This is a genomic window from Confluentibacter citreus (assembly GCF_002807055.1).
Lineage (GTDB): Bacteria > Bacteroidota > Bacteroidia > Flavobacteriales > Flavobacteriaceae > Confluentibacter > Confluentibacter citreus.
The window spans coordinates 40480-53569 of sequence record NZ_NIXN01000005.1; the positions used below are offsets into that span (position 1 = coordinate 40480).

Here is a 13090-nt window from a genome sequence, read left to right on the forward strand (position 1 = left end):
CAAGGTTTAGGTCTGAAGTTAATGCTTCCAGACCTAAACCATTTTGCGTATATAATCATAACATACGCCAATTATTATTTTTTAATCAAAATTCCGTCCATTGATGTTATCAACACAAGCTGAAAGATTAAATTTCTCGTCTATTGTTAATAGAACAGAATACCCGGATTTCTTGGATATTCAGATAAAATCCTTCCAGGATTTTTTCCAATTAGAAACTAAATCTGAAGAAAGAGGAGATGAAGGCCTATACAATACCTTCATGGAAAACTTTCCTATCACTGATTCACGTAATCAATTTGTTTTAGAGTTTCTAGATTACTTTGTAGACCCACCAAGATATGCCATAGAAGAGTGTATAGAAAGAGGTCTTACTTACAGCGTTCCGTTAAAGGCAAGGTTAAAGTTATATTGTACAGACCCTGAACATGAGGATTTCGAGACCATTGTTCAAGATGTGTACTTAGGAACGATACCTTACATGACGCCAAGTGGTACCTTTGTTATCAATGGTGCAGAACGTGTTGTAGTATCTCAATTACACCGTTCACCAGGTGTATTCTTTGGTCAATCATTCCATGCAAATGGCACTAAGTTGTATTCAGCTAGGGTCATTCCTTTTAAAGGGTCTTGGATTGAATTTGCTACAGATATCAACCAAGTCATGTATGCTTACATTGACAGAAAGAAAAAGTTACCTGTAACTACATTATTTAGAGCTATTGGTTTTGAGCGTGATAAAGACATTCTTGAAATTTTTGATCTTGCTGAAGAAATTAAAGTTTCTAAATCTGGATTAAAGAAATATCAAGGAAGAAAATTGGCTGCACGTGTACTTAATACATGGCATGAGGATTTTGTGGATGAAGATACTGGCGAAGTAGTATCTATTGAGCGTAATGAAATTGTGCTTGATCGTGATACTATTTTAGATAAAGACAATATTGAAGAAATCATAGAAGCTGATGTTAAAACGATTCTTTTACATAAAGAAAGCGCGCAACAAGGTGATTATGCGATTATTCATAACACGCTTCAAAAAGATCCAACAAACTCCGAAAAAGAGGCTGTTGAACATATATATAGACAATTGCGTAATGCAGAACCACCAGATGAGGAAACCGCTCGTGGTATTATAGATAAATTATTCTTTAGTGACCAACGTTACTCTTTAGGTGAAGTAGGTCGTTATAGAATGAACAAAAAATTGAATCTTGATATTGGAATGGACAAACAAGTTTTGACCAAAGAAGATATTATTACCATCATAAAATATTTAATAGAGCTTATCAACTCTAAAGCTGAGATTGATGATATTGACCACTTATCAAACCGTCGCGTACGTACAGTTGGTGAACAATTATCACAACAATTTGGGGTTGGTTTAGCGCGTATGGCTCGTACCATTCGTGAGCGTATGAACGTTCGTGATAACGAGGTGTTCACTCCTATAGATTTAATTAATGCTAAGACATTATCGTCAGTTATTAATTCATTCTTTGGTACGAACCAATTATCTCAATTCATGGATCAAACAAATCCATTAGCTGAGATTACACATAAACGCCGTTTATCAGCTCTAGGGCCAGGAGGTTTATCAAGGGAAAGAGCAGGTTTTGAGGTACGTGACGTTCACTATACCCACTACGGAAGACTTTGTCCGATTGAAACACCAGAGGGACCAAACATTGGTTTAATTTCATCACTGTCTGTTTTTGCGAAAGTCAATTCAATGGGATTCATTGAAACGCCTTATCGCCCTGTAACAAATGGTGCCGTTGATATTAAAAATGCTCCAGTATATTTAAGTGCTGAAGAAGAAGAAGGTAAATTGATTGCTCAAGCAACTGTTAAAGTTGACGGGAATGGCAAGATTTTACATGATAAAGTAATTGCTAGAATGGAAGGCGATTTCCCTGTAATTGATCCATCTAATCTTCATTTTACGGATGTGGCACCAAACCAAATTTCGTCAATTTCTGCGTCTTTAATTCCTTTCTTGGAACATGATGATGCGAATAGAGCGTTGATGGGATCGAACATGATGCGTCAAGCAGTACCATTATTGTTACCGCAAGCGCCTATTGTAGGAACTGGTTTAGAGCGTCAAGTCGCTTCAGATTCCCGTGTATTAATTAATGCTGAAGGAAGTGGAGTTGTACTTTATGTGGATGCTAATGAGATAAGAATACAATACGATCGTACTGAAGATGAAGCTGCTGTAAGTTTTGATAGCGATGTTAAAACATATCCGTTAGTAAAATTCAGAAAAACCAATCAAGGGACAAGTATCAACTTAAAACCAATTGTGGTTAAAGGAGATAAAGTAACTAAAGGTCAGGTTCTATGTGAAGGTTATGCAACCCAAAAAGGAGAATTGGCATTAGGTAGAAATATGAAAGTGGCCTTCATGCCTTGGAAAGGTTATAACTTCGAGGATGCGATTGTAATTTCTGAAAAAGTAGTTCGTGAAGATATATTTACATCTATACACGTTGATGAATATTCTTTAGAGGTTAGAGATACCAAATTAGGAAATGAGGAATTGACTAATGATATTCCTAACGTTTCTGAAGAAGCAACTAAAGATTTAGATGAAAATGGAATGATTCGCATTGGTGCAGAAGTGAAACCTGGCGACATTCTTATCGGTAAAATCACTCCTAAAGGAGAATCAGATCCAACACCTGAAGAAAAATTACTTAGAGCCATCTTTGGTGATAAAGCAGGTGATGTGAAAGATGCGTCTTTAAAAGCATCGCCATCATTAAATGGTGTGGTCATTGATAAAAAATTATTCTCTCGTGCAGTAAAAGATAAACGTAAGAGAGCACAGGATAAAGATGATATTACGCATTTAGAAGCTATTTATGATGCGAAGTTTGAAGATTTAAAAACGATTTTAATCGACAAATTATTCAACATCGTTAATGGTAAAACATCTCAGGGTATTTTTAATGATTTAGGTGAAGAAGTATTACCAAAAGGTAAAAAATTCACACTTAAAATGTTAAATGCTGTGGATGATTATGCGCATTTAATATCTGGAAAATGGACTACAGATGACCATACTAATAAATTGGTTGCCGATTTAATCCATAACTACAAAATAAAAGAAAACGACTTACAAGGGTCTTTAAGGCGTGAGAAGTTTACTATTTCTGTAGGAGATGAGTTGCCAGCTGGTATCATTAAACTTGCTAAAGTATATATCGCTAAAAAGCGTAAACTAAAAGTAGGTGATAAAATGGCAGGTCGTCATGGTAATAAAGGTATTGTGGCTCGTATTGTAAGAGCAGAAGACATGCCTTTCTTAGAAGACGGAACACCTGTTGATATCGTATTGAATCCGCTTGGTGTACCATCTCGTATGAACATCGGTCAGATATACGAAACCGTTCTTGGATGGGCGGGTCAAAAATTAGGGCGCACCTATGCAACCCCTATTTTTGATGGTGCTACCATAGATCAAATTAATGAACTGACTGATGAAGCAGGTATTCCAAGATATGGTCATACGTACTTATATGATGGTGGAACAGGAGAGCGTTTTGATCAACCAGCAACCGTTGGTGTTATCTATATGTTGAAATTAGGACATATGGTTGATGATAAAATGCACGCACGTTCTATCGGACCATACTCATTAATCACGCAACAACCTCTTGGTGGTAAAGCACAATTTGGTGGTCAACGTTTTGGTGAGATGGAGGTATGGGCATTAGAAGCTTATGGAGCGTCCGCGACCTTGCGAGAAATTTTAACTGTAAAATCTGATGACGTTATTGGTAGAGCCAAAACTTACGAGGCTATCGTAAAAGGCGAACCAATGCCAGAACCAGGATTACCAGAATCATTTAATGTATTAATGCACGAACTTAAAGGTTTAGGCTTAGACATTAGATTAGAGGAATAATGAATTTCATGGTTCAGACATCGTTTGAACCATGGATTCTATTTAATGTTTACAAATAATTCGATATCACCATATATCATGGCAAGAAAACAAGATAAGAATACAGTAAAAAGATTTAACAAAATCACAATTGGTTTAGCATCGCCAGAATCTATTTTAGCAGAGTCTAGAGGCGAGGTTTTAAAACCAGAAACTATCAATTACCGTACTCATAAACCAGAAAGAGATGGTTTGTTCTGTGAGCGTATTTTTGGTCCCGTTAAGGATTATGAATGTGCTTGTGGTAAATATAAAAGAATTCGCTACAAAGGCATCGTTTGTGATCGTTGTGGTGTAGAAGTAACCGAAAAGAAAGTACGCCGTGATAGAGTAGGACACATTAATTTAGTGGTGCCTATTGCTCATATCTGGTATTTCCGTTCGTTACCAAATAAGATAGGATATCTTTTAGGCTTACCGTCTAAAAAATTAGATATGATTATCTATTACGAGCGTTACGTCGTTATTCAACCAGGTAATGCTAAGAATGAAGATGGAGAACCATTGCAAACCATGGATTTCTTAACAGAGGAAGAATACTTAAATATTCTTGAATCACTTCCACAGGATAATCAATATTTAGATGATCATGACCCTAACAAGTTTCTTGCTAAAATGGGTGCTGAATGTTTAATTGAATTATTGTCTAGAATTGATTTAGAAGCATTGTCTTATGAATTACGTCACAAAGCAAATACTGAAACATCTAAACAACGTAAAACAGAAAGTTTAAAACGTTTACAAGTTGTTGAATCGCTTCGTGAATCGAATCAAAATAGAGAAAATCGTCCTGAGTGGATGATCATGAAGGTGATTCCAATCATCCCACCAGAATTACGTCCGTTAGTGCCGTTAGATGGTGGTCGTTTTGCAACATCCGATTTAAATGATTTGTACCGTCGAGTGATTATCCGTAACAATCGTTTAAAAAGATTGGTGGAGATTAAAGCTCCTGAAGTGATTTTGCGTAACGAAAAACGTATGCTTCAAGAGTCTGTAGATTCATTATTTGATAATACACGTAAATCTTCGGCCGTAAAAACCGATTCTAACAGACCATTAAAATCATTATCAGATTCATTAAAAGGTAAACAAGGACGTTTCCGTCAGAACCTTTTAGGAAAACGTGTTGATTATTCTGCACGTTCTGTAATTGTTGTAGGACCAGAATTAAAATTACACGAATGCGGATTGCCAAAAAACATGGCAGCAGAATTATACAAACCTTTCGTCATCAGAAAATTGATTGAAAGAGGTATTGTAAAAACTGTAAAATCTGCAAAGAAAATTATAGATAAAAGAGAACCAGTAGTTTGGGATATTTTAGAAAACGTTTTAAAAGGACATCCAGTTCTTTTGAATCGTGCTCCTACATTACACAGACTAGGTATTCAAGCATTTCAACCAAAATTGATTGAAGGTAAAGCAATCCAATTGCACCCTTTAGTGTGTACAGCGTTTAACGCGGATTTTGATGGTGACCAAATGGCGGTACATTTACCGTTAGGCCCAGAAGCTATTTTAGAATGTCAATTATTAATGTTGGCTTCACATAATATCTTGAATCCAGCAAATGGTTCGCCAGTTACGGTACCATCTCAAGACATGGTTCTTGGTCTGTATTATATGACCAAGTTACGTAAGTCTACACCAGATGCTCCAGTAAAAGGAGAGGGATTAACATTCTATGCGCCAGAAGAAGTTGAAATCGCTTTTAATGAGAAAAAAGTAGACTTAAACGCTGCTATTAAAGTAAGAACTTTAGATATTAATGCCGATGGTAAATTAGCACCAACAATCATAGAAACTACGGTTGGTCGTGTGTTATTTAACCAAAAAGTGCCACAAGCAGCAGGTTATATTAATGAAGTACTTACTAAAAAGTCGCTAAGAGATATTATTGGAAACATTCTTAAGTTCACTTCTGTTCCTGAAACAGCTGATTTCCTTGATGAAATTAGAACCTTAGGATTTAAGTTTGCATTCCAAGGTGGATTGTCATTCAGTTTGGGTGATATTATCATTCCACCAGAAAAACAAGGTATGATTGATAAAGCCAATACGCTTGTTGATGGTATCATGGCCAACTATAATATGGGTCTTATTACAAACAACGAACGTTATAACCAAGTTATTGATATATGGACTTCTACAAATGCTGAATTGACTGAATTGTCAATGAAACGTATTCGTGAAGACCAACAAGGATTTAACTCGGTGTATATGATGCTTGATTCTGGAGCTCGTGGATCTAAAGAACAAATTCGTCAGCTTACAGGGATGCGTGGTTTGATGGCGAAGCCTAAAAAATCGAATGCAGGTGGAGGAGAGATTATTGAAAATCCGATTCTTTCTAACTTTAAGGAAGGTCTTTCCATTTTAGAATACTTCATTTCTACACACGGTGCTCGTAAAGGTCTTGCCGATACAGCATTAAAAACGGCCGATGCGGGTTATTTAACGCGTCGTTTGGTTGACGTTTCACAAGATGTTATTATCAATACTGTAGATTGTGGAACCTTAAGAGGCGTTGAAGTTGAAGCATTAAAGAAAAATGATGAAGTTGTTGAAACGCTTGAAGAAAGAATTGTAGGCCGTGTATCATTAAACGATGTTTACAATCCGTTAACTGAAGAGTTATTGGTTAGATCTGGTCAATTGATTGAAGACGATATTGCGAGGGCTATTGAAGAGTCTCCAATTGATGCTGTCGAAGTACGTTCTGCATTAAGTTGTGAAGCATTAAAAGGTATTTGTGCTAAATGTTACGGACGTAACCTAGCAACTGGTAAAATGGTTCAACGTGGTGAAGCAGTAGGTGTTGTTGCAGCACAATCAATTGGTGAGCCTGGAACACAGTTAACGCTGCGTACATTCCACGTAGGTGGTATTGCTGGTAACATTTCCGAAGAAAATAAATTAGCCGTTAAATTCAATGGTATTGCAGAAATTGAAGATTTAAAAACTGTTAAAGGTCAAGATAGTGAGGGCAATGCAATTGATATTGTTATTTCACGTACGTCTGAAATTAAACTAGTTGATAAGAAAACTGGTATCACTTTAAGTACCAACAATATTCCTTACGGTTCAACCATTTATGTTAAAAATGGTCAAGAATTAAGCAAAGGTGATGTGGTTTGTACTTGGGATCCATATAACGGTGTTATTATTTCTGAGTTTGCTGGAAAAATCAAGTATGAGAATATTGAGCAAGGTATGACCTACCAAGTTGAGATAGATGAGCAAACAGGTTTCCAAGAAAAAGTAATATCTGAATCTAGAAACAAACGATTAATTCCAACCCTTCATATTGAAGATGGAAAAGGAGAAATCATACGTTCATACAACTTACCGGTTGGTGCCCACTTAATGATTGATAATGGTGAGAAAATTAATGTTGGTAGAATATTAGTTAAAATCCCAAGAAAATCATCTAAATCTGGAGATATTACAGGAGGTTTACCACGTGTAACTGAGTTGTTTGAGGCCCGTAACCCTTCAAATCCAGCGGTAGTAAGTGAAATTGATGGTGTTGTTTCTTTTGGAAAAATAAAAAGAGGTAACCGTGAGATTGTAATTGAATCTAAATTAGGAGAGGTTAAGAAATATCTAGTGAAATTATCTAATCAAATTCTTGTTCAAGAGAATGATTACGTAAAAGCGGGTATGGCATTATCTGATGGGTCTATCACGCCTAACGATATATTGGATATTAAAGGACCATCTGCGGTTCAGCAATATTTAGTGAACGAAGTACAGGAAGTATATCGTTTACAAGGTGTGAAAATTAATGATAAACACTTTGAGGTTGTTGTAAGACAGATGATGCGTAAAGTTAGAATCATTGATTCTGGCGATACGATTTTCCTAGAAGACCAATTAGCTCATAAAGACGATTTTATTATGGAGAATGATGAAATCTTCGGAATGAAAGTGGTTGAAGATGCTGGAGATTCAGCAAATCTTAAACCAGGTCAAATTATAACACCTCGCGTATTAAGGGATGAAAATTCTATCTTGCGTAGGGAAGATAAAAAACTTGTTGAGGCAAGAGATGCAAGACCTGCAACCGCTACGCCAATATTACAAGGTATTACTAGAGCATCGCTTCAAACAAAATCATTTATTTCGGCAGCATCGTTCCAAGAAACAACTAAGGTTCTTAACGAAGCGGCAGTTGCTGGGAAAATTGATGATTTAGAAGGACTTAAAGAAAATGTTATTGTAGGACACAGAATTCCAGCCGGAACAGGTATGCGTCGTTATACAGATATTATAGTAGGTTCTAAAGAAGAATTTGATGAAATGATGCAGGTAAAAAAAGAATTAAATTATAATTAAGAAGTTTTAATATTCCCGCGAAAGCGGGAATATTGCTTTAATGAAATTTGTATTATGTCAAACGAAAAAGATAAGCCAAAACAAGGGCAAATTAACATAGAGTTAGACGAGAATATAGCCGATGGAATCTATTCCAATTTGGCCATTATTAACCATTCTGTTTCAGAATTTGTAGTAGATTTTGTGAGCATTATGCCAGGTGTGCCTAAAAGTAAAGTAAAATCCAGAATTATATTAACGCCTCAACACGCCAAACGCTTATTAAAGGCTTTGGGTGAAAACGTAGCTAGATTTGAACATGCGCATGGTGAGATTAAGGATTACGAACAACCTCCCATTCCTTTGAATTTTGGACCAACAGGACAAGCATAAATTAAAAAGCCCTTTGAATTAATTCAAAGGGCTTTTTGGTTAAAACACATTTATAGTTGAATTTAGCTAGCTTGTTTTATGGCGTTCAATCTGAATTTTAAAGCTCCAGAAGGGCACCTTTTAATTTGGTTGATTATTTTTTCTGATTCAGTAGCATCTAAATTAATCCACGGAATAATTGAGAAACTAAAAACATCAGATAATTCTTGGGCACAGATTCCAGATTGAATACAAATATGAGGCTCAAACGTTACTGTAATGTCTTTGTTACTAAATTCATTATCGTCAATATTTTTCATGGTAGTTCAATTTGGGGTTAAACTTTAGTCTAAAGTCTTTAATATTATTATTTTAATGAAATAAAATCGTCGTTTCGTTAAAATTCAGAGGTAAAATGAAATTTTAGGCTCGGATATTTTTGTTGCGTCATCTCTAAAGAAAAATGGGAATCCGCCAAAAACACCAATTGGTTTTGTTTGTCTTTCGCTAAAAATCGTTGTTTTACTCTTATAAAATCCTTGTATTCTTCACTTTTAGAATCTTTTGGATCCACCCAACAGGCTTTATAAACGTTTAAGTTTTCGTAGGTACATTTAGCACCATATTCGTGTTCTAATCGATATTGAATGACTTCATATTGTAAAGCTCCAACCGTTCCAATCACTTTTCTACCATTAAGTTCTAATGTGAATAACTGAGCAACACCTTCGTCCATTAATTGGTCAATACCTTTAAATAGCTGTTTGGATTTTAACGGATCAGCATTATTAATATATCTAAAATGTTCAGGGGAAAAACTAGGGACGCCTTTATAATTAATAACCTCACCTTCCGTTAGCGTATCTCCAATTTTAAAATTTCCGGTATCATGAAGTCCCACGATGTCACCTGCATAAGAGATATCTACAATCTCTTTCTTTTCAGCAAAAAAAGCATTCGGACTGGAAAATTTTAATTTTTTTCCATGTCTCACGTGCAAATAGGGTTTGTTTCTTTCAAAAGTTCCAGAAACTATTTTTACAAACGCTAACCTGTCTCTATGGTTTGGATCCATATTGGCATGTATTTTAAATACAAAACCAGAGAATTTATCTTCTTCAGGTGTTACCAAACGTTCCTCACTTTGCTTTGGTCTTGGTTTAGGAGCTATTTCTATAAAGCAATCCAGCAATTCCCTAACACCAAAATTATTTAAAGCCGAACCAAAAAACACAGGTTGCAATTGTCCATTTAGGTAAGCTTCTTTATCAAACGGGGGATAAATACCTTCAACCAATTCTATTTCTTCACGCAGTGTATTGGCCGATTTTTCACCAATAAGCTTCGTGAGTTCAGGGGACTCTAAATCTGAAATTTCAATAGTTTCTTCAATATTCTTTCTGCTATCACCACTAAAAAGGTTGATGTTCTTTTCCCAAATATTGTAAATGCCCTTAAAATCATAGCCCATACCAATTGGAAAACTTAAAGGCGTAACGCTCAAACCTAATTTTTGTTCTACTTCATCTAGTAAATCAAAGGCATCTTTACCTTCTCTATCCATTTTGTTGATGAAAACAATGATGGGTATGTGTCGCATACGGCAAACTTCAACCAATTTTTCTGTTTGCTCTTCAACACCTTTTGCAACGTCAATCACTACGATAACACTATCAACGGCCGTTAGGGTTCTAAAGGTGTCTTCCGCAAAATCTTTGTGTCCGGGTGTGTCTAGAATATTAATCTTGATACCATTATATTCAAAAGCCAAAACGGAGGTTGCTACAGAAATCCCGCGTTGGCGTTCAATTTCCATAAAATCACTCGTGGCGCCTTTTTTAATCTTATTGCTTTTTACGGCACCAGCTTCTTGAATAGCACCTCCAAAAAGCAGCAGTTTTTCGGTTAAAGTAGTTTTTCCAGCATCTGGATGCGAAATGATGCCAAAGGTGCGTCTGCGTTGTATTTCTTTTAAAAAACTCATATGTTATATGCAAATGGGATGCAAAGATACTTTATAAATATGATTTGGGAATTTGGATTTTAGAATTTCTTGTTAAGATTGATTGTATTAATATTTTAGGTGGTATTTTTGTTCTACTATGAAATGAGCTTAGTATTTTAAGTCGATGTTTGTGAAATTCTTTATGCGAATGGCATCTGACAAATTTAAAAAATGAAATTGCACAGATGAAAGAAGAACAAGTTATCCTTGTAAACGAAAAGGACGAACAAATTGGCTTAATGCCAAAAATGGAAGCACATGAAAAAGCGTTGTTGCATCGTGCATTTTCAGTGTTTATCTTTAATGATAATAATGAATTGATGCTTCAACAACGTGCCTTAACTAAATATCATTCTCCTGGGCTTTGGACTAATACGTGCTGTAGCCATCAACGGGAAGGTGAAAGCAATATTCAAGCGGGAAAAAGACGTTTGTTTGAAGAAATGGGATTTGTGGTCGATTTGCAAGAATCCATCGCGTTTATTTATAAAGCACCTTTTGATAATGGCTTGACCGAACATGAATTTGATCATATCATGATTGGCACTTACAATGATGAGCCATTCATTAATTTAGATGAAGTTGCCAATTGGAAATGGATGTCCCTTGAAGCTGTGAAACATGATATTTTAGAAAATCCGGAGCTTTATACAGAATGGTTTAAGATTATTTTTGATAAATTCTACGAACATATAAATATCTCTAAAAAATGAACGTAACGGTTAGTAGAAAGGCGCATTTTAATGCCGCCCACAGATTGTTTATAAAGGAATGGACTGATGAAAAAAATAGTCTCGTTTTTGGCAAATGTAGTAACCCTAACTTTCATGGGCATAATTACGAATTAATTGTAAGTGTTACGGGAGAAATTGATAAAGAAACGGGATATGTAATTGATATTCAATTTTTAAAGGACATTATAAAAGAGGAGGTAGAAGATGCTTTCGATCATAAAAACTTAAATATAGAAGTTCCTGAGTTTAAAGATTTGAACCCAACGGCAGAACATATAGCCGTGGTTATTTACAATAAAATAAAACCTAAATTAAAGTCAAATCTGGATTTAGAAATCACCCTTTACGAAACACCTCGTAATTTTGTTAGTTACTCAGGAAAATAAAATAGATATTAAATACTATCTGGTTCAAATCATTTTAGGAATTGGCAAAAAGAAATCCCAAGCTTTGTACTTGGGAATTTTATTTAACAAGCAGTTTTGTGCGTGTTCTGATTTGTCTTTTCTATCGGAAAATCAAACAGCGCACTAGAAATGCGTTCTTGATGATTTGTTGAAGATTTTGCTTTTGTAACTAAAATGTTTACCCAATAACGTTCGTTATTTTGTTTTACTAATTGGGCTTGTATAGTTAGTTTATCGTCAACAAAGGCGTTTTTGTACATTTTAAATTTGAAATCCCCAACATCAGGAATATTTTGCAAATAAAATTCTTTAATAGGGTATGTGGCAACGGTTTTTATTTTTTCATAAAGAATATGCGGTAATAGAAAGCCATTTGCATTGCTTATATCTTTAGTAACTATGAACGATGTATTTATATGATGTGTTTTCATGATTTTATTTTTTAAGGGTATAATAGCGAGGGTATAGAATAATGTTCTGGATAAAAGTTATACATGACATTTTTACAAAGAATGGCATTTAAAATAAGCTGAATTTTCAATGTGATAGCGTTTAATGTTTTCATAATATGTAAGGATTTAAATGGTTTAAAATAAAAAAGGTGCTTTAAAAAAGCACCTTGATTGTTATAGATATAATTATATTATTAACGTTTATTCAAGATGCATATAAGTTTTGGTTTTTAAGCACGTAAACATGACCAACTTATTCTGTTGGGCAATTAGATTACAAGCTTGGTTATATGACATCTTCACTGTATTTAACATATATCAAACTTAATGATATTTTTTGGAAAACAATAACCTTTTGTCAAAATTTATAATTTTTATGAGAATTTTGAATTTGATTAATGTAATTTTGCATCAAAATAAATAATTATATATGGCAAATGTTAGAAACCTAAAGAAAGATATTAATTATGTTTTAGGTGATATTATAGAAGCAGTTTACGTATGGGAATACGCAAACCAAGGAAAAGACACCAAAAAGAGCGAAGCAATCATTGATGAAGCTATTGAAACCTTTGATGCTTTAATTGCTAAAATAAACGATAGTAAAGTGGTTAACAAAAAATCCCATTTTAAAGCGATTGCTAATGAGCTTGAAACTAAGGGACGCGCTTTAATCGAAAAAATTAACGCTCTAGGATAAAAATTAATGAATTACGATTTGCAAATATGTAACTAAGAATTATATTTGCCGAGTCAAAAATTCGCCGATGTAGCTCAGTTGGCTAGAGCAGCTGATTTGTAATCAGCAGGTCGTGGGTTCGAGCCCCTCCATCGGCTCAATAAAA

10 protein-coding genes and 1 tRNA gene are annotated in these 13090 nt (G+C 34.9%); 7 read left to right on the plus strand and 4 right to left on the minus strand.

Going from position 1 to position 13090, the window contains the following annotated elements; genetic code table 11:
- The first annotated feature begins 103 nt into the window (after nt 1–103).
- The 3 genes from rpoB (at nt 104) to CDH49_RS10565 (ending at nt 8668) form a co-directional block, all read left to right on the plus strand.
- Entirely contained in the window at nt 104–3916 is a 3813-nt protein-coding gene (rpoB, locus tag CDH49_RS10555; RefSeq protein ID WP_100615479.1) for a DNA-directed RNA polymerase subunit beta, read from the plus strand.
- Between the two features lie 78 nt (nt 3917–3994).
- A complete protein-coding gene (rpoC, locus tag CDH49_RS10560) occupies nt 3995–8296 on the plus strand; it encodes a DNA-directed RNA polymerase subunit beta' (protein ID WP_100615480.1) in 4302 nt (1433 codons plus the stop codon).
- Between the two features lie 54 nt (nt 8297–8350).
- Nucleotides 8351–8668 carry a DUF3467 domain-containing protein gene (locus tag CDH49_RS10565; protein ID WP_100615481.1) on the plus strand — a complete coding sequence of 106 codons (318 nt, stop codon included), beginning with the start codon at nt 8351–8353 and terminating at the stop codon, nt 8666–8668.
- 62 nt (nt 8669–8730) lie between these two features.
- On the opposite strand, the gene CDH49_RS10570 is transcribed toward CDH49_RS10565, so the two are convergent.
- Nucleotides 8731–8967 carry a (4Fe-4S)-binding protein gene (locus CDH49_RS10570; protein WP_100615482.1) on the minus strand — a complete coding sequence of 79 codons (237 nt, stop codon included), beginning with the start codon at nt 8965–8967 and terminating at the stop codon, nt 8731–8733.
- Between the two features lie 77 nt (nt 8968–9044).
- The gene (locus CDH49_RS10575; protein ID WP_100615483.1) at nt 9045–10631 is read right to left on the minus strand and encodes a peptide chain release factor 3; all 1587 of its coding nucleotides are present in this window, start codon (nt 10629–10631) and stop codon (nt 9045–9047) included.
- 206 nt (nt 10632–10837) lie between these two features.
- Between CDH49_RS10575 and idi the strand changes: the two genes are divergently transcribed.
- Nucleotides 10838–11365 (plus strand): isopentenyl-diphosphate Delta-isomerase, encoded by a 528-nt coding sequence (gene idi / locus CDH49_RS10580; RefSeq protein WP_100615484.1) that lies wholly within the window; start codon nt 10838–10840, stop codon nt 11363–11365.
- Nucleotides 11362–11772, plus strand: coding sequence for a 6-pyruvoyl trahydropterin synthase family protein (locus CDH49_RS10585; RefSeq protein ID WP_100615485.1), 411 nt, complete (start codon nt 11362–11364; stop codon nt 11770–11772). Before idi ends, CDH49_RS10585 begins: the two co-directional genes overlap by 4 nt.
- A gap of 83 nt (nt 11773–11855) precedes the next feature.
- Here CDH49_RS10585 and CDH49_RS10590 read toward each other — a convergent pair whose 3' ends face one another.
- Together CDH49_RS10590 and CDH49_RS15875 are read right to left on the minus strand one after the other, a co-directional pair.
- Entirely contained in the window at nt 11856–12224 is a 369-nt protein-coding gene (locus CDH49_RS10590) for a hypothetical protein (protein WP_100615486.1), read from the minus strand.
- An 11-nt stretch (nt 12225–12235) separates the two neighbouring features.
- Complete coding sequence (locus CDH49_RS15875; RefSeq protein WP_262496629.1) at nt 12236–12358, minus strand: hypothetical protein; 123 nt, start codon at nt 12356–12358, stop codon at nt 12236–12238.
- Between the two features lie 317 nt (nt 12359–12675).
- On the opposite strand from CDH49_RS15875, the gene CDH49_RS10595 reads away from it, so the two are divergent.
- Both CDH49_RS10595 and CDH49_RS10600 read left to right on the plus strand, forming a co-directional pair.
- A complete protein-coding gene (locus CDH49_RS10595; protein WP_100615487.1) occupies nt 12676–12945 on the plus strand; it encodes a hypothetical protein in 270 nt (89 codons plus the stop codon).
- A gap of 63 nt (nt 12946–13008) precedes the next feature.
- Nucleotides 13009–13082 (plus strand) — tRNA-Thr (locus CDH49_RS10600).
- The last annotated feature ends 8 nt before the right edge of the window (nt 13083–13090 follow it).